Genomic DNA, 18,038 nt, shown 5'->3' on the forward strand with positions numbered 1-18,038 from the left:
GCTTCGCGGCCTGGTGGGCGGCGCAGCAGCAGGGACATCTGACGATAAGCAACAGCCTGCTTGGACAGATCATCATAAACGATCAGGGCATGCATGCCGTTATCGCGGAAATATTCGCCCATGGCAGAGGCGGTGAACGGTGCCAGAAACTGCATGGGAGCAGGATCCGAAGCCGTAGCAGCCACGACGATGGTGTAATCCATCGCGCCATTTTCTTCGAGCGTCTTGACGATCTGGGCGACCGTCGAACGTTTCTGGCCGATCGCGACATAGATGCAGTAGAGCTTGGCGCTCTCATCTGTGCCCTGGTTGATCGCCTTCTGGTTCAAAATGGTGTCGAGCGCGATAGCGGTCTTGCCGGTCTGGCGGTCACCAATGATCAGCTCGCGCTGGCCACGGCCGACCGGGATCATGGCGTCAATCGCCTTGATGCCCGTTGCCATGGGTTCGTGAACCGATTTGCGTGGGATGATGCCCGGCGCCTTGACGTCAACGCGGCGGCGTTCGGCGACATCTTTCAGAGGGCCCTTGCCGTCGATTGGCTCACCGAGACCATCCATGACACGGCCGAGAAGGCCCTTGCCAACGGAGGTGTCGACGATTGAGCCGAGACGTTTGACGGTGTCGCCTTCCTTGATGCCCCGGTCTTCACCGAAGATCACGCAACCGACATTGTCGCGTTCCAGATTGAGGGCCATGCCCTTAATCCCGCCCGGGAACTCAACGAGCTCACCGGCCGCGACCTCATCGAGGCCGTAAACGCGCGCAATACCGTCACCGACGGATAGCACACGACCGACGTCCGAAACCTTCGCTTCGGTGCCGTAATTTTTGATCTGATCCTTCAGGATCGCAGAAATCTCTGCAGCCCGGATGTCCATGGCCTACGCCTCTTTCATCGCATTCTTCATCCCGTCCAGCTTGGTGCGGAGAGATGAGTCGAACATACGGGAACCGATCTTCACGATCAGTCCGCCCATTAATTCAGGACGCACGTTTGTGCGTACTTCGATTTCGCGCCCAAAGGCACTTTTCAGAGAAGCCGCAAGGGCTTCAGTCTGTTTCTTGGTCAGCGCTGCGGCCGATGTCACGTCAGCCCGTACGATGCCGCGATCGGCATCAAGCAGGGCCGCGAAAATCGTCGCGATATCGCCGAGTTCGGCCGCGCGGCGATTGTCCGCCACGACGCCAAAAGCGTTCTTTGTCAGTTCGTTGAAGCCGGCCTTGTCAGCGAGCGCGAACAGCACGCCAGATTTCTGTTCGGCCGAATACAGCGGCGAGGTCAGGACTTCGGACAGCTCGGCCGAGGTCTCAAGCGCTGCGCGCAGGGCTGCCAGATCAGCGGCAACCTCATCAAGGCTGCCGGCCGTCTTGGCCAGTTCGAACACTGCTTTCGCGTAGCGACCTGCAGCATTGGCTGTGATGGCGTCTTCGCCGGTGCTCACCGTGACGTCACTCTCTGGCTGGGGAAGTGTCTGAATTCACCGGATGGTGCAAACACTTGAAATTCAACGATTTGTACGAATGAACGAGCAAGCTTGCGCTACCCGTCCTCGGGGTTCGGCGCTGCGATAGCACAGGGCGATGGGCGCAGCAAGCCGAAGTCACGTCCGGATTCAGCGGGCGGGCTGGTGAGAATGTGGAAAATGACCGCCAGGCCGCAGCATCGCCCCTGCGGGCGCTCGTAGTTAGCCGGCCGCATAACTTAGCTGGGTATCCTCAACTTAAGGATTGCCGACACTAGTCCGCTGCGCCACATTTTCCAAAAGTTGCATTGCGACCACTTGGCGGGTAGAGGTGTCATGACGTAAACGCAATGAACCTCAGTGACTAGAGGTTTGCGTGAGGGGAAATCGGGGGGGGGGGGCAAGGGACCGAAGCTATGGTGCCTCTTTTGGCCGTCGGGATTGGCGGCGCGATCGCCATCGTAGGGAACTTCATTACGCAGGTTCACTCTTATCGTCATCGGCGCCGCGAAATCTCCTTCGAGCGCAGCCTCCAAGCACTAGAGCAGGTCGAGCTGACGATCATCCGCGCACGTCGAGGGGAGCCTCTTCGAGCAGAAGAGCTGGATCAGCTAATCGCATTCATGACATGGCTTCCTGGCCCCCTCGCCAACAAAGCGCTTCAGCTCGTCGGCTCGCTTGAAAAGGGGGGCGTGCCAAAAGAGAGCCTTGCGGAAATTCACACTATGATCGTTAACCTCAAACGATCATTACTCGGGAAATAGCGATGAGTGATGATCCGATAGGCGAGATATATAGCTCCGCGTCATTTCTGGATGATGGGCATCAGGAATTTCGACATGGGAGTGCATTCTACGAGGACCATATCTTTGTATCAATTATACTGGATATGAACTCAACACACATGCGCATGATGGAGGAAATACTTCAAACAATTCAGGATGAAAATAGAATAGATCAAAAATTTTTATATATAGAGCCTGTGTCCGTGCAAAAATGGAATAGGCTAATCAGCTGCGACGAATACAACACCTATCGTGACTGCCTGAGTGCCCTAGAGCGCTTCACTCGGTCCGAATTCTGGATAGATTACGCTAAAAAGAATTCATTGAGGAACATAGTAGACCTTGGTGTGGGTGCTGGAATTAAAGACTATGAAATAATAAAGTCTCTCCATGAGATACATGACAGGGACGCAATACACTTTGTGTTATTAGACACAAGCTTCCCTATGCTCGAGACAACTATATTGGATATTCGAAAAAAGAATAACGATCAAACGTATTCCAAGCGCACCAGCGGTGTGCCGCATGCGAATCTTATAATCCGAGCGATAAGGACTGATTTTCTGCACCTAAATCGATGCCAGCACCTGCTCCGAGCGGCCGACTCACCGGTGGCATTTTTCATGCTCGGGTGCACATTTTCAAACTTGTCCGAAGCCCAATTTGTTCGCTCGTTGCTTTCAGCAACGAAGGCTGGAGATCTGTTCGTTGTCGGCGTCGACCTCTACGATTCGTCTCAAAAAGAATCTTCCATCGAGCGCCTTAAGGCTGAATACAATCACAGCCAACTTTATGATTTAGCATCGATACCAATAAATAGCTACCTACGGGGTCACGCAAGCAAGCTGGATGGTTCAGTTCAGGTGTCTGTAGAGCCAGGGGTCCTACATAGTGACGTGCGGGACGCCCTAACTGTAACAATCAGCACAAAAATCAATGACCAGCTCATACGCCTAGCCGCATCAAGCCGGTATATGGAAACCTCTTTGATCCAATTTATTCAAGAGTTTGGTTTCACATATCGCTACAAGCAAGTCAGTCCGAGAAACCCCAACTACGTTCAAATCGCGTTTGAAAGGAACTAACATAATGGTGACGCTTGTTCTTCTCGTCGCACTCGCGCTGGTCATCACGATTGGGTTTTTTGCTAGCCGAGCCACAGCAAATACCGCCCAATCCTACTTTATTGGGGACAGGAGTCTTGGCCCGATTCAGACCGCACTGAGCGCTAGCGCTACCGCAAACACGGGTTTCGTGGTGATCGGAGCCGTTGGTATGGGCTATTCCATGGGCCTTACATCGATCACCTACTCACTCGCCTGGCTCGCGGGAGATATTGTGTATTGGTTTTTCGTTGCCGAACGAATTAATAGGGTAAGTCGGGATGTAGGGGCTGTGACAGTGGTCGACATTGTTGAAAAGAAGGGGGGCGGGAGACTGCTCTCCGTCGTTATCTCGATGTTGATTGTAGTGATGTTAACTATTTATACTAGCGCACAATTTACAGCTGCCGGCAAAGTGTTGGAGGGTTTTTTTCATATAGAGTCGTTTGCGGGCGTTCTTGTCGGACTACTAGTGGTTTTAGCGTATACACTTTTTGGTGGCTTTCGCGCTTCAGTCTGGACGGACGTGTTGCAGGCCATATTTATGTTTGCATTAGCATTCGGCTCACTTGTCTGGGTTGTCGTTTCTTTTGGTGGAGTGGGGGTGTTCTCCGAATATTTGGGCGCTGTGGGTTCAGGGTACGCGGATATAACGGGCGGTCGCTCGACACTCAACTTCATCCTCTTTATGGTCGGATTTGCATTCGCTGGATTTGGCTTTAACCTTAGTCAGCCACAGGTCACCACGCGCATTATGGCGTGCCGGGATGCCGCCTCGGTGGGGCAAGCTAAATGGCTCTACATTTTTTCGCTTCACTCAGTTTGGATCTCGATGTGCTTCATTGGAATGGGCGCGAATGGATTGCTGGCTCCCGTGGCAGACCCGGAGCTGGCCTTGCCGGCGCTTGCCCAAGCCAATTTCAATGAGTTTTTTGCTGCCGCCGTACTGGTGGGGATGTTCGCGGCTATATTATCGAGTGTCGATTCACTCTTAATATCAACATCCAGTAGCATTGCAGTAGACATCCTTCAAATTAAGCATGGGACTGCGATATATCGTGCTCTTGTAGCGTTCGTCGGAATAGCGGCGGCAGTTATTTCTGTATATCTATCAGCCACCGTTTTTCAAGCCTCATTACTTGCGGCGACAATATTGGCCGCGTCAATTGGGCCCGTCGTATTCATTTCCGTATTCAATTTTCGACGCTCATCTACGTCAATGTTAATATCATTGATAGGCGGTTTGTCTTCCGCATTAATGTGGCGCCATTTCGCGTTAGACGGTATAATCAGCGACAGTATTGTAGGATTCACTGTGGCAATTCTTCTAAATGGCCTCATCGCGCCAAAGCATTCAAGCGACGGGGAGTTAGACGGTAAGCATTAATAGGTTCTGGATGTCGCCCCACGCCTGGTCCTCAAGATGTTGAGCACTTCGACGAACAGCGAGAAGGAGATCGCGAAATAGAGATAGCCGCGCGGAATGTGGAAGCCGAGGCCGTCGGCGATCAGCGACATACCGACCAGGAGCAGGAAGGCGAGCGCCAGCATTTTCGTCGTCGGGTGAGACTCGATGAAATCCGACACCGCGCCGGAGGCGAACAGCATCACCCCCATCGCGATCACCACGGCGGTGATCATGATCGGGACCTGGTTGGTCATGCCGACGGCGGTGATGACGCTGTCGAGCGAGAAGACGATATCGATCACGGTGATCTGGACCACGATCATCGCGAAGGCCTGGCCGCCACCGGTTTTGGGCGCCTGGCTGACGCCTTCGACGGTGTGGTGAATTTCCAGCGTGCCCTTGGTGAGCAGGAAGAGGCCGCCGCCGAGCAGGATCAGATCGCGCCAGGAGACTCCATGCTCGAACACGGCGAACAGGTCGGCCTCCAGATGCGCCAGCCAGACCAGACCGACCAGCATGATGATGCGGAAGACCAGCGCCATGCCGAGACCGAGCGTGCGGGCCAGGGCGCGTTTGGCCCTGGGCAGGCGGGCCGCCATCAGGGCGACGAAGATCACATTGTCGACGCCGAGAATGATTTCGAGAAATGTCAGCGTCGCCAGCGACATCCACATCTCGGGTGACGTCAGGAATTCAAGCATGGCGGTATGTCCCGATGGTGCTCATCTGAAGTGATGGCGGTGATCACATGAAGCTATAGGGATCGACGTCGATCGTCACCCGGATCGAGGGGGGGATTTTCACGCGTATTTTCCATGCTCGCAGATAGGCCGAGATATCAATCGTCTTGTCGGCCCGCACCAGGATGCGGCGGCGATGCCAGCCGCGCACCAAAGCGCGCGGCGGCTCCGCCGGACCCCAGATTTCGACGCCATCGGTCAGCGGTGCCGCTGCCGCATAGCGTCCCGCCGCCGCTTCAACCGCTTGAACATCGCGCGCCTGAAAGCTGATCGCCGCCATGCGGCCAAACGGCGGCAGGCCGAGCGCTTCGCGGGCCATCATTTCGGTCTCAAGAAAGGCATCGCGGTCCCCGGCGATCAGCGCCTGGATCGCTTCATGCTCGGGCTGGTGGGTTTGCAACAGGGCGCGGCCCGGCCGTTCGGCGCGGCCGGCACGGCCAGCGACCTGGACCAGGGTCTGGAAAGTACGCTCGCCGGCGCGCGGATCACCGCCGGCCAGACCGAGATCGGCATCGATCACGCCCACCAGGGTGAGATTGGGGAAGTTGTGGCCCTTGGCGGCGATCTGGGTGCCGACGAGGATGTCGATCTCGCCGCGCTCCATCCGGTCGACCAGATCGGCGCCGGAAGCGCTGTCGGAGGAGTAGATCTCGATCTTCGCGTCGGGGAAGAGATGTTTCGCTTCCTCGGCGACACGCTCCACCCCCGGCCCGACACTGGTGAGGCTGTCCTCGACCTTGCATTCGGGACAGAATTTCGGCCGCGGCATCGAGAAGCCGGTGACATGGCAGACCAGCCGCCCGGTATAGCGATGCTCGACCAGATAGGACTGGGTGTCCGGTGAGGTCATGCGGTGGCCACAGGCGCGGCACAGCACCAGCGGCGCATAGCCACGCCGATTGAGATAGAGCAGCACCTGCTCGCCGGCCTGCAGCGTCTCCACCATGGCGGAAATCAGCGGCGGCGAAATCCAGCGTCCGGCCTCGGGCGGGTGTTCACGCAGATCAATCGTGTCGACCTGCGGCAGCACCGCCGAACCGGGACGCGCCGGCAGGCGTACATGCACATAGCGCCCGGCCTGGGCATTGGTCAGGCTTTCCAGCGAGGGCGTTGCCGAAGCGAGCACGATCATCGCGCCCTCGATCTTGGCGCGCAGCACGGCGAGGTCACGGCCCTGATAGGGCAGACCTTCATCCTGCTTGTAGGTCGGGTCATGCTCCTCATCGACGATGATGAGTTTGAGATTGGTGAAAGGAAGAAACAGCGCCGAGCGCGCGCCGACCACGATCCGCGCCCGCCCCTCGGCAACCTCGCGCCAGCAGCGGCGGCGCGTTTTCGGCCCGGCCGCCGAATGCCAGATCGCCGGAGCGCAGCCAAAGCGTGCCTCGAAGCGCGACAGGACGGCAGCGGTCAGCGCGATCTCGGGCAGCATGATCAGGATCTGGCCATCGGGATGACGGCGCAGAACCTCGGCAATCGCCTCGAAATAGACCTCGGTCTTGCCCGATCCGGTGACCCCGTCGAGCAGGGCGCTCTGAAACCCGCCCGCCCGCACCAGCCGCCGCAACACGCCGCCGGCCTCGGCCTGCAACATGGTCAGCGACAGCCCCTCGGCCTCGGGATCGGGAATGCCATAGGGCGGATCGATCGGACGCGTCAGCGTCGTTAGTGCGCCGGCCGTCGCCAGCCCCTTGACGACGCCAGCCCCGACACCGGCCTCACGCGCAATATCCGCCGCCGAAGCCTCCCCCAGCGCCAAAGCCGCATCGAGCACCGCCGCCCGCGCCGCCGTCATGCGCGGCGCTTCGGTGCCGCTGACACAATAAAGCGTTTCGGTGGGTGAGGGCTTGAGCGCTTCGGCGCTGCGCAGCACGGATCTCAGGATCACGCCGGGCGGCTGCACCAGATAGCGCGCCAGCCAGTCGACAAATTCCCGCGTCCCCGCCGGCAAAGGCGCGCCGCCCATCGGCGCCTCGACCGACTTCAAAGCCCGCTCGCCAGCCCCCGGTTTGAGCGCCCAGACGACACCATGCACCATCCGCTTGCCCAGCGGGGCCAGCACATGATCGCCCAACCCCAGCTCAAGCCCTTCAGGCACGAGATAGTCGAACGCCTCCGGCAATGGCAGCGGGAACAGGATCGAGGCGCGAGATGACGATTCGGAGGACACGGGGGAAGTGTGCCTGTTTGCGCGGCGGAGTTCAAAGCGGAATAGCGTTGTGGAGAGCAGTGTTTTGAAACACCACAAACCCACTTTCCCCCGAAGGAGCGTAGCGAATTTCGGGGTCTGCCATTCGGTAGCGGTGCTGGTTCAACCCACCTCCGGCAGGCCCCGGCACAAGGCCGGGGGAATAAGCGGTGTGAGTCTTGGGTATGGAGTTTGGAGACGGAGAAAATTGAGCCCGCCACGTCCCGATTATCTCTCAATGCCTGGCCTCAGCGCCGGCGGGTCAGACGGGCGTCAAACCAGGCTTGCAGCATCCCGCGCGTGGCGGTGTGCTGGCGCAAGAGGGAGTCGAGCATGATGCCCGCCTTGGCGCCCGCATTCGGGGCGCTGGTGCCGTGCATGAAGGCTGGGGCCTGCGGCGTGTGTCCGGGTTTCGTGTTCATCATCGCCTCCCTGGCTGATGATGAGAGCTTGCCCGCAGCCTGTGTCGCGATCATGCCGCTGGCAGGGCATGTTTGGGGCGGCGTTGTTCATTCTGGGGCCGGTTTCCCTTAATGGCGTTCGGCGATTACCCAGCAAACACCTCAAAAAATCTCAAACCTATTTCCCCCGGAGGAGCGCAGCGAATTCCGGGGTCTGCCACTCGGTAACGGCGTTGGCTCAACCCAGTTCCGGCAGACCCCGGAACAGGTCCGGGGGAATATTGTATTGTGATTGTTGGGAATATGGATTGGCGCTTAGCGCGATTCCCAGCACCGATTCAGCGCTTCTCATTTGAATTTTGTTTGACTTTTTATCAATTACAGGCTATCAAAAATCGCCAGTTGGATAGATCATGACCTATCAAGATGACAAACTCACCCGAGCGCGCAAGCAGCTCGACCAGAAACTGGCCCCGCTCCGGGACCAGGCGGCATTCGTGCGGCCTGCGAAGGGTTGGGTGCGGGCGATCCGGGATGCGCTGGGCATGACGGGGCGGCAATTGGCCGAACGGCTTGGGATCAAACAGCCCACCCTGGTCGCGCTGGAACAGGGCGAGGTCAACGGGACGATTACAATGGGCCGCTTGAAAGAGCTTGCCGAGGCGCTGGACTGCACGCTCGTCTATGCGCTGGTGCCCAACCGGCCGCTGCAGCAAATCGTTGCGGACCGCGCCCGCCATCTGGCCAATTTGCGCCTGATGCGCACGCATCACTCCATGCGGCTTGAGGATCAGGGTCTGGCGGAGGCCGATCTGGCTGACGAACGTGATCGCCTCGCCGCAGGCCTGTTGCGCGACAATGCACGGCAGATATGGCGGCCCGACGAGGATGAAAAATGAGCGGGGGCCTCGCAGACGGTGCGGACGACGCAGCCACCGCCCTCGAGGAAGACGAGCGCAAACAGCTCATTCCGACCTACATCACCAGCCGGGCCGAACTGAATGAGGCTGAGCAGGTCAATATCTCCGATGCCGACGGGTGGGCCTTCTCACGCCAGCGCAATGTCCTCGATACCGCCTTTCTGCTGCGGCTCCACAAGCGGATGCTCGGCGAGGTGTGGCGCTGGGCCGGCAGCTACCGGACGACCGAGCGCAATATCGGCATCGAGGCCTGGAGAATCCCGGCCGAGACCGCTCAGCTGCTCGATGATGTCCGCTACTGGATCGCAGCGGAAACCTACGGACCAGACGAGATATGCATCCGCTTTCACCATCGCTTGGTTGCGATCCACCCCTTCCCCAATGGCAATGGCCGACTCGCCCGGATGGCCGCCGATTTGCTCGCAGTTCGGCTCGGCCGGCCGCGCTTCGCCTGGGGGCGCAGCGAACTGGTTACGCCTGCCAGTGCCCGAGCGACCTATATCGCCGCGCTCCAGGCCGCAGACCTGCACGATATCGCGCCGCTTTTGCAGTTCGCGCGCCCGGATTGAGGGCGCATCTACCGACGCTGAACGCTCCCGATCCTAGCTGCGATGCTCCGGATTCTCGAAATCAAAGCGGCAACCGGCTTTCCAGGCGTTTCGGTCATTGCCGTGGTTGGGCAGGCCGCCGGCGGTTTTGAGCATGTGCGCGAGGTGGATCAGATTCCAGCTCATGATGGTGGTATTGCGCTGGGTGAAGTCATTGTCGAAGCCGGCGCCGTCATCGCCATAGCTGGCACCGGGCCCGGCCTCGCCGATCCAGCCGCAATCGGCTTGCGGCGGGATGATATAGCCGAGATGGCCGAGGGCGTAGAGATTGGTCATCGCGCAATGCTTGATCCCGTCCTCATTGCCGGTAACGACCGTGCCACCGACCTTGCCATAGAAGATCGACTGGCCCTTCCCGTTCAGCTTGCCGGATTCGGCGTAGAGCCGTTCGATCAGGCGGCGGCAGACAGAGCTTTCCTCACCGAGCCAGATCGGGGTTCCGATCACCAGGATATCGGCCGCCATCACCTTGGCGCTGATCTTTGGCCAGTCATCGCGGGCAAAGCCATGCTCGGTCATGTCGGGATAGACGCCAGGCGCCAGATCATAATCGACCGGCCGCAGCATCTCCACGGCGACGCCATTGGCGGCCATGATGGCGCTTGAGACATTGAGCAGCAATTCGGTGTGAGAGAGCGTGCCGCTCGGTTTGAGGGTGCAGTTCAGGAAGAGCGCCGACAGGGACGAGAAATCGAAATCATGGCCTTCACACAAGGCCTTCTGTTTCGCGTTGAGAACCATGCGACACGCTCCTTGGTTTGATGGTGGCTGACGGGGCCCAACACGCGAAAAGCGCGTCTGTCCGTTATGCGCCTGGGTCTGGAAATTACGTCTGTCCCAAGCTTTTTACCAGTTTTTCCCGGTTTTGGATGGCGTCCTGAGTCCCCGCCCCGCTGCGGCGCCATGTCACCTGTCTTGCGGCGCTGGGCTTGATAAGTGTCAATACATACGATTTTGCACGTTGGACCAATTGATGACGCCTTCGCCGACGCTTCTCAAATATGCGCGCCAGAATACGCCGCGCTATACCAGTTATCCGACCGCGCCGCATTTCCATGCCGGTATTGATGGCGATGTGTGGGCCGAATGGCTTGGAGCGCTGGGCGCGGAAGCCGCGGGCTCGCTCTATCTCCACATCCCCTGGTGCCGCGAGATGTGCTGGTATTGTGGTTGCTCGACGCGGGCGACCCAGCGTGCCGAGCCCGTCGCGACCTATGCCGGGACATTGCTTAAGGAAATCGATCTCGTCGCCGACCGGTTCGCAGGTCGGCCACGCATCTCACATATCCATTTTGGCGGCGGCACCCCGACCATCCTGACCGAGGAACAGTTCAGCGCGGTGATGCAGCGATTGCGCCAGCGTTTCGACGTGTCGGAGACGGCCGAGATTGCCATCGAGATCGATCCGCGCATTTTTACCACCTCGCTGGCCGATCATCTGGCGTATTTGGGTTTCAATCGCGCCAGCCTCGGCGTCCAGACTTTCGATGCCGCTGTCCAGACCAAGATCAACCGCATCCAGCCGGTTGAGGCCGTGGCCGGCTGTGTGACGGCGCTACGCGATGCGGGCATTTCCAATCTGAGCTTCGATCTGCTGTACGGCCTGCCCGGACAGACGCTGGAAAGCTGCCGCGAGACGGTTGCGACGGCGCTGGAGTTGCAGCCCGACCGGTTCTCGGTGTTCGGTTATGCCCATGTGCCGCACATGAAGCGGCATCAAAAACTGATCCATGATGACGAGCTTCCCGGCGCCGAGGCGCGGATTGAACAGGCCATGGCCATCGCCGATGCGGTGCAGGCGGCGGGTTATAGTCCGATCGGCATTGATCACTATGCCCGCGCCAGCGACGACATGACCCGGCAAGCCGCCAGCGGGACGATGCGGCGCAATTTTCAGGGTTATACGACGGACCAAGCCAGTTTTCTGATTGGTCTCGGCGCCTCGGCGATCAGCCAGACACCGGAAGGCTATGCCCAGAACACGCCGGATGTGGCCAGCTGGAGCCGGGCGATCGAATCCGGCCATCTGGCGACCGCACGCGGTGTCCGGCAAGGCGGCGAGGACCGGATTCGCGGCGAGATCATCGAGCGGCTGATGTGCGATCTCGAAGTCGATCCCGACGCCATCGCGGCGCAGTTTGGCGGCTCCATTGAATGGCCTGAACTGGACGATCTCATCGCGGATGGCGTCATCACCCGGCAGGGCTGTCGGATCAGCATCGCTGATGACCACCGGATGTTGGCGCGCGTCGTCGCGGCGCGGTTCGATACCTATCTGCAGGCGAATGTTGAAGCGCGCCACTCCGTCAGCGTCTGACCTGCCCGGCATCGCTGCTTTTCCTTCAACCGGTTTCCTTTTCGGAAACCGAATGGGGCAAGTCTGTTGCCTGATCGCAATGGAGCTGAATCATTATGACGGAAAATGCCGGGAGCCTGCTGGCCGAACCACTGGATGCTGAGCGCGTGCGCGCCTTCCTGCTCTCCAATCCGGACTTCGTGCGCGAGGATGCTGAACTGTTTGCGCAAATGGCGCAGCGCGACACCGGCGAAGGGATTATTGATCTCGGCGCGGCGGCGCGGGCCAAGCTGTTGGCCGAATTGCGCCAGCTCAAATCGCTCAACTCCAGCATTATCGAGACGGCGCGCGCCAATCTGGCGACCCAATCGCAAATTCACATGGCGGTGCTGGCGCTGCTGGAGACAGACAGTCTGGTGGCGCTCGACCGCAAAATCTCCAGCCGCCTGACCGGCGCGCTCGGAGTTGATGTCTGCCGCGTACTGATCGAGGGCCATGCGCCACTGCCGGCCGGAGAATCCATTCTCGGGGCGTCAGAAGGCTTTGTTGGCGAAGTGCTGGGAAACAAGGTCGAACGGCTCGGGCCGGTCAATCCGGACCGGGCGCATGCGCTTTACGGCCAGCAGGGCAAGCGGGTGAAATCGGAGGCGATTGTGCGGCTCGATTTCAACGGTCATGACGGGCTGATGGCGGTTGCGGCACGTGACCACACTCTATTCGAATCCGGCCAAGGCACTGAATTACTCAACTTCCTCGCCCGCTGCGTCGAACGGATGATCACCCGATGGCTGCACGCGAGCTAAATCTTCCCCTCGCCAATGCGCGACTGGTCTTCGGCCAGCATCTGGCCGGCGAACGCCGGCTGAGTCCGAAAACCGTTGAGGCCTATGGCCGCGATCTCGACCAGTTTGCCGCCTTTCTCGGTGGGCATTTGGGGCGCAGCGTCTGTCTGGCCGACATGGCCAATCTGAGAGCGACGGATTTTCGCGCCTTCATGGCGGCGCGACGGCGCGGCGGTCTGTCAGCGCGCTCCCTGGCACGCGCCCTGTCAGCGATCCGCACTTTCTACAGCTATGCCGAACGGCGCTGGGGCATTGAGAATGCGGCCCTGACCCTGATTGAAGGCCCCAAGCTGGGCCGCTCCAAGCCGAAACCGGTCAGCGAGAGCGGCGCCCGGGCATTGATTGACGAGGCCGGACGGGCGCACGGCACGGATTGGGTCGAGGCGCGCGATGTCGCGGTTCTGTCCCTGCTCTATGGCTGTGGCATGCGGATCTCGGAGGCGCTCAGCCTGGCCGGCCGCGACCGGACTCTGGATGGCAGTCTGCAGATCATCGGCAAGGGCGGCAAAACACGGCTGGTCCCGATCCTGCCCGTGGTCGCGCAAGCGGTAGCGCATTATGCGACGCTGTGCCCATTCGACCTCGGGCCCGGCCAGCCCCTGTTTCGCGGCACGCGTGGTGGGGCGCTGGGGGCGCGGACGGTTCAAAAACTGATGCAGGATCTGCGCGAGCGACTCGGTCTGGGGCCGACCGCGACGCCGCACGCCCTGCGGCATTCCTTCGCGACCCATCTTCTCGCCCATGGCGGTGATTTGCGCTCGATCCAGGAATTGCTCGGACATGCCAGCCTGTCGACGACGCAAATCTATACCGATGTCGAAACCTCACGCCTGATGGCGATCTATGACGGCGCGCATCCGCGCTCAAAGCGCAGCCGAACCTGATCTCCGTCAGGCGGCGATCTGGGCCCGGTCATGCGACCAGCGGATCACCTCAGTTCCAGCGTCGGGATCGAGGAATGTCCCGGCTTGAACAAAGCCCGCTTTTTCGAGCACCCGGTGGGAGGCATGACCATCGCCGCGGGTCTTGGCGATGACGCGTTTGACGGTGTCATGATTGTAGGCCCACCCGATCAAGGCGTTCACTGCCTCGGTCGCCAGGCCGCGTTCGCGATAAGAGACGAGCATTGAATAGTCGATCTCGACCTCACCAGCCGCATTCGGCGTGCCCTTGAAGCCGCCAATACCGAGCAGACGGTTCATGATCGGTGAGATATAGACCCAGGAATACCAACCGGCATCGTGTGGATGCGCCGCCAACTGGTCGCGCGTCCATTCCATCGTCTCGATACCGACCAGTTCGGGCGGCCAAGATGGCTCGGGCTCGACACCCAAGGCTTCAAAAAACCGGGCGCGATCATTGAGCTGCCACTCGGTCAGCTCGACGTCGAGGGCAACCAGCCGGAGCCGTTGCGAGATGATTTCAATTCTGTCGCGCATAATTGTGCGTTCCATTCACTCGACATAACGGTCCCGTGGCTCGGGTGCCAGCTTGGCTGGTTATGCCGTAACAATATGGGTTTGTCCTCACAACCATTTGCGAGGAGTCCACGCCGCCCCTCAGCCCGTTGTTTCTATTCCGTCGCGCTGGAGACAAGGCCAACCCGAATCTGGAGATTAGCAGAAAACCGGCCTTGTGTCAGGACTGCATGCTCCAACCTTCGACGCCCATCGCCGCCTGACGCACGGCTTCGGTCAGGGTCGGATGGGGATGGCAGGTGCGCGCAATGTCCTCGGACGAAGCGCGGAACTCCATGGCCAGGCAGATCTCGGCGATCATTTCGCCGACATTGGCGCCGATCATATGCGCGCCCAAAATCTCGTCAGTTTCCGCGTCAGCAAGAATTTTCACAAAACCGTCAGTAGCGTGATTGGCGCGAGCGCGTGAATTGGCCTGGAAAGGGAATTTGCCCTTTTTATACTTGCGCCCCTGTTGTTTGAGCTCGTCTTCGGTCTGTCCGACCGAGGCCAATTCAGGATAGGTGTAAACGACGCCGGGAATGACATCGTAATTGACGTGCCCCGCCTTGCCGGCAATGCGCTCGGCGCAAGCGACGCCCTCATCCTCGGCCTTGTGAGCGAGCATTGGCCCATGGGTGCAATCGCCAACGACCCAGACATTTTCGGCTGACGTGCGGAAATGATCATTGGCGATGAAGCCGCGAGCATCCGGTTCGATCCCGACATTTTCCAGCCCGAGCCCGGCGGTAAAGGGCCGCCGACCGATGCAGACCAGAACCGTGTCGGCCTCGATCGTCTCCGAATCACCACCCTTGGCGGGCTCGAGCGTGATTTTCAGGGTATCCGGATTGGAGCTGTCGACGCCGGTGACCTTGGTGGAGAGCCGGAAATCCATGCCCTGCTTGGCAAAAATGCGCTGTGCGGTCTTGGCGAGTTCGGTGTCCATGCCGGGCAGGATGCGATCAAGATATTCGACGACCACGACTTCAGCGCCGAGGCGGCGCCAGACCGAGCCCAGCTCGAGCCCGATCACACCGGCGCCAATCAGGACCAGACGTCCCGGCACTTGCTTGAGATCCAGGGCACCGGTCGAGGAGACAATGCGGGCCTCATCGATCGTCACGCCCGGCAGGGGTGTCACTTCGGAGCCGGTGGCGATGACGATATGCTTGGTATCCAGCACCGAAGTGCCGCTATCGGTTTCGACCTGAACCTTGCCCTGACCGAGGATCTTGCCCCTGCCGCTGATGTATTCGGCGCCGTTCTTCTTGAACAGGAATTCAATGCCCTTGGTGAGCCCGTCAACGGTCTCGTCCTTGTGGGCGAGCATGGCCGGCAGGTCGAGTTCGACCTCACCCGTGACAATGCCCATCGCGGGGAACTCGGTCGTCGCGCTCTCAAACAGTTCGGAGGCGTGCAGCAGGGCCTTTGAGGGGATGCAGCCGACATTCAGGCAGGTTCCGCCCAGTGTGCCACGCATCTCGACGCAGGCGACTTTCAGGCCAAGCTGGCCCGCGCGGATGGCGCAGTTATAGCCGCCGGGGCCACCGCCGATAATGACAAGATCATAGGGTTCGGACATTTGGGCCTCGCGGATTGGTCGGGACGTCGAAATCGGACAGGCTTACTATATGCTATTTTCTTGCAGCGATGGTAAGGCCCGACCTGCGTTCCGGGCCTCGTGCTGCCGTGAACGCTGGGGGCCGTCAGCGCGTTGGTCGCGGCCAGTATCGCAACATGCCAGCACCGAGCAGGACGGCAAAGCTGGCGATATTCATGATCACATCGTGAACCTGAAATGCCGGCCGGTCGATATTGAGATAAAGCGGTTCGGCGATAATCCAGATCCAGTATCCGAGATCGAGAAACACTGCCGCAGCCGCAGTCAGAAAGGCCAGGTTGATGCCCCTCGGCCACGCGGCGATCAATAACAGCCCCGTCGCCAGAAAGCCGGCCATGTATGCGGTCCAAATGACCAATAGCCAGTTGGGAACCTCTCGCAGGGCCGTCAAGATTTCCGGTCCGTTCGCACCGAGCGGCGGCACCAGCCAATCGCCGACCCAAGCGTCCAGCAAGTAGGGCAGGCTGTAGACCACGCGACCGAGCGCGAGGACGATGATCATCCAACGTATAATCTGCATTCGTGTCCCCCGACTCGCTGTTTGGTCTCAGAGCAGACCGGCTGCCCTAAAGATCGAACAACAGACGCTGTGGATCTTCCAGATTATCCTTCACCCGCACCAGCCAAGTGACAGCTTCCTTGCCGTCGACGATGCGATGGTCATAGGACAGGGCCAGATACATCATCGGCCGGATCACGACGGCGCCATTCAGCGCCACCGGCCGTTCCTGGATCTTGTGCATGCCGAGAATGCCCGATTGCGGAGCATTCAGGATCGGCATCGACATCAGCGAGCCATAGACGCCGCCATTCGAGATGGTGAAGCTGGCGCCCTGCATTTCGTCGATGGTCAGCTTGCCGTCGCGGGCGCGTTTGCCCAGACGGATGATTTCTTTCTCGATCTCGGCCAACGACATCTGGTCGGTATTGCGCACCACCGGCACGACGAGGCCGCGCTCGGTGCCGACGGCGACGCCGATATCGTAGAAATTCTTGTAGATGATGTCGGTGCCGTCGATCTCGGCATTGACCGAAGGGATATCCTTCAGCGCCGCGACACAGGCTTTCACGAAGAAGCTCATAAAGCCCAGCTTGACGCCATGCTTGGCGACAAAGGCCTCCTGGTGCGCTTTGCGCGCATCCATGATCGCGCCCATATCGGCTTCGTTAAAGGTCGTCAGGATGGCGGCGGCGTTCTGGGCATCCTTGAGACGCTTGGCGATGGTCTGGCGCAGGCGGGTCATACGGACGCGCTCTTCGCGTGGGCCGGTATCGCGTGGTGCTGCGGCCGGGGCCGAAGGGGCGGCTGGTGCGGAAGGGGTCGCAGGCGCGGCGGCTGGGGCAGAGGCGGGCGCAGCGGCAGCCTGCAGCGCGTCGCCCTTGGTGATGCGACCATCGCGGCCCGTGCCCTCGATGGCACCGGCGTCGAGCTTGTTCTCTTCAATGATGCGGGCGGCCGATGGCATGGCAATCGCGTCACTTTTTGCGGGCGCATCTGCGGTCGGGGCTGCAGCCGGGGAGGCTGCAGCACCTTCGGTGATCTTCGCCACGGCATCGCCGGGCGCAACGCTATCGCCCTCGCCGACCATCAGCTCGGCGATCACGCCAGCAACGGGTGACGGGACCTCGACAGCGACCTTGTCGGTCTCAATCTCGACCAAGGCCTGATCGACCGTGACGGTATCGCCAACCTTGACCAGCCAGGCACCGATTGTGCCCTCGGTGACCGACTCGCCCATTTGCGGCACGGTTGCTTCAACCGTTTTTCCGCTGGTGTCGGCCGGCGCAGGTTTCGTTTCGGCGGGTTTGGCTTCAGCAGGCTGCGCTTTCGGCGCGGCCGGGGCTTCGGCTTTTGCGGCCTCGGGCTTTGCGGCTTCAGGCTTTGCAGCTTCGGGGGCAGGCGCAGCGGCAGCGGCTTCGCCCCCGGCGCTAATTGTCGCCAGCTTGGCGCCGATCTCGACCGTCTCGCCTTCCTCGACAAGGATGGCGCCGATTGTGCCATCACTCTCGGCGCGAACTTCAATCGCGACCTTGTCGGTTTCAAGTTCGACGAGGACGTCATCCTTGCGGACCGCATCGCCGGCCTTGACCGACCAGCTGCCGACGGTGGCTTCGGTGACGGATTCGCCGAGTTGTGGAACGGTGATGTCGGTCATGATTGAGTCTTTCCTGTTCGCGGTGAGGCGGTTCGTGACGTCGC

17 protein-coding genes and 1 pseudogene are annotated in these 18,038 nt (G+C 60.1%); 8 read left to right on the forward strand and 10 right to left on the reverse strand.

Going from position 1 to position 18,038, the window contains the following annotated elements; all coding sequences use genetic code 11:
• Together AAC029_RS07585 and AAC029_RS07590 are read right to left on the reverse strand one after the other, a co-directional pair.
• Positions 1-881: pseudogene (locus AAC029_RS07585) on the reverse strand (F0F1 ATP synthase subunit alpha); the annotation flags it as partial.
• Positions 882-884: 3 nt separating this feature from the next.
• A complete protein-coding gene (locus tag AAC029_RS07590; RefSeq protein ID WP_339745899.1) occupies positions 885-1,445 on the reverse strand; it encodes a F0F1 ATP synthase subunit delta in 561 nt (186 codons plus the stop codon).
• Between the two features lie 437 nt (positions 1,446-1,882).
• Between AAC029_RS07590 and AAC029_RS07595 the strand changes: the two genes are divergently transcribed.
• From AAC029_RS07595 to AAC029_RS07605, 3 genes are read left to right on the forward strand one after another with little or no spacing between them, the layout of a single operon-like run.
• Entirely contained in the window at positions 1,883-2,230 is a 348-nt protein-coding gene (locus tag AAC029_RS07595; protein ID WP_339745901.1) for a hypothetical protein, read from the forward strand.
• Between the two features lie 2 nt (positions 2,231-2,232).
• A complete protein-coding gene (locus AAC029_RS07600) occupies positions 2,233-3,336 on the forward strand; it encodes an L-histidine N(alpha)-methyltransferase (protein ID WP_339745903.1) in 1,104 nt (367 codons plus the stop codon).
• 4 nt (positions 3,337-3,340) lie between these two features.
• Entirely contained in the window at positions 3,341-4,741 is a 1,401-nt protein-coding gene (locus AAC029_RS07605) for a hypothetical protein (RefSeq protein ID WP_339745905.1), read from the forward strand.
• Here AAC029_RS07605 and AAC029_RS07610 read toward each other — a convergent pair.
• From AAC029_RS07610 to AAC029_RS07620, 3 genes are all read right to left on the reverse strand, one after another.
• Positions 4,738-5,463 (reverse strand): TerC family protein, encoded by a 726-nt coding sequence (locus AAC029_RS07610; RefSeq protein ID WP_339745908.1) that lies wholly within the window; start codon positions 5,461-5,463, stop codon positions 4,738-4,740. The genes AAC029_RS07605 and AAC029_RS07610 overlap by 4 nt on opposite strands.
• Before the next feature lie 43 nt (positions 5,464-5,506).
• On the reverse strand, positions 5,507-7,672 hold the full coding sequence (locus tag AAC029_RS07615; protein ID WP_339745910.1) for a primosomal protein N': 2,166 nt from the start codon (positions 7,670-7,672) through the stop codon (positions 5,507-5,509).
• 266 nt (positions 7,673-7,938) lie between these two features.
• Positions 7,939-8,112 carry a hypothetical protein gene (locus AAC029_RS07620; RefSeq protein WP_339745913.1) on the reverse strand — a complete coding sequence of 58 codons (174 nt, stop codon included), beginning with the start codon at positions 8,110-8,112 and terminating at the stop codon, positions 7,939-7,941.
• A 392-nt stretch (positions 8,113-8,504) separates the two neighbouring features.
• Between AAC029_RS07620 and AAC029_RS07625 the strand changes: the two genes are divergently transcribed.
• Positions 8,505-8,990 (forward strand): mobile mystery protein A, encoded by a 486-nt coding sequence (locus tag AAC029_RS07625; RefSeq protein ID WP_339745915.1) that lies wholly within the window; start codon positions 8,505-8,507, stop codon positions 8,988-8,990.
• Positions 8,987-9,580, forward strand: coding sequence for a mobile mystery protein B (locus AAC029_RS07630; protein WP_339745917.1), 594 nt, complete (start codon positions 8,987-8,989; stop codon positions 9,578-9,580). Before AAC029_RS07625 ends, AAC029_RS07630 begins: the two co-directional genes overlap by 4 nt.
• A gap of 33 nt (positions 9,581-9,613) precedes the next feature.
• Here the strand turns inward: AAC029_RS07630 and AAC029_RS07635 are convergent, their stop codons facing one another.
• Positions 9,614-10,360 carry a flavodoxin family protein gene (locus AAC029_RS07635; RefSeq protein WP_339745919.1) on the reverse strand — a complete coding sequence of 249 codons (747 nt, stop codon included), beginning with the start codon at positions 10,358-10,360 and terminating at the stop codon, positions 9,614-9,616.
• 232 nt (positions 10,361-10,592) lie between these two features.
• On the opposite strand from AAC029_RS07635, the gene hemN reads away from it, so the two are divergent.
• The 3 genes from hemN to AAC029_RS07650 all read left to right on the forward strand — a co-directional run bounded on the left by hemN (position 10,593) and on the right by AAC029_RS07650 (position 13,641).
• Positions 10,593-11,936 (forward strand): oxygen-independent coproporphyrinogen III oxidase, encoded by a 1,344-nt coding sequence (gene hemN, locus AAC029_RS07640; RefSeq protein WP_339745923.1) that lies wholly within the window; start codon positions 10,593-10,595, stop codon positions 11,934-11,936.
• Between the two features lie 95 nt (positions 11,937-12,031).
• Positions 12,032-12,718, forward strand: a complete 687-nt coding sequence (locus AAC029_RS07645; protein WP_339745926.1) for a DUF484 family protein — start codon at positions 12,032-12,034, stop codon at positions 12,716-12,718.
• The gene (locus AAC029_RS07650) at positions 12,700-13,641 is read left to right on the forward strand and encodes a tyrosine recombinase XerC (protein ID WP_339745929.1); all 942 of its coding nucleotides are present in this window, start codon (positions 12,700-12,702) and stop codon (positions 13,639-13,641) included. Before AAC029_RS07645 ends, AAC029_RS07650 begins: the two co-directional genes overlap by 19 nt.
• Positions 13,642-13,647: 6 nt before the next feature.
• On the opposite strand, the gene AAC029_RS07655 is transcribed toward AAC029_RS07650, so the two are convergent.
• From AAC029_RS07655 to odhB, 4 genes are all read right to left on the reverse strand, one after another.
• Positions 13,648-14,196, reverse strand: a complete 549-nt coding sequence (locus tag AAC029_RS07655; protein WP_339745931.1) for a GNAT family protein — start codon at positions 14,194-14,196, stop codon at positions 13,648-13,650.
• A gap of 199 nt (positions 14,197-14,395) precedes the next feature.
• A complete protein-coding gene (lpdA, locus tag AAC029_RS07660; protein ID WP_339745934.1) occupies positions 14,396-15,799 on the reverse strand; it encodes a dihydrolipoyl dehydrogenase in 1,404 nt (467 codons plus the stop codon).
• Positions 15,800-15,923: 124 nt separating this feature from the next.
• Positions 15,924-16,358, reverse strand: a complete 435-nt coding sequence (locus AAC029_RS07665) for a hypothetical protein (RefSeq protein WP_339745937.1) — start codon at positions 16,356-16,358, stop codon at positions 15,924-15,926.
• Positions 16,359-16,404: 46 nt separating this feature from the next.
• Positions 16,405-17,994, reverse strand: a complete 1,590-nt coding sequence (odhB, locus tag AAC029_RS07670) for a 2-oxoglutarate dehydrogenase complex dihydrolipoyllysine-residue succinyltransferase (RefSeq protein WP_339745939.1) — start codon at positions 17,992-17,994, stop codon at positions 16,405-16,407.
• Positions 17,995-18,038: the final 44 nt, after the last annotated feature.

This window comes from uncultured Maricaulis sp., from assembly GCF_963975345.1.
Lineage (GTDB): Bacteria > Pseudomonadota > Alphaproteobacteria > Caulobacterales > Maricaulaceae > Maricaulis.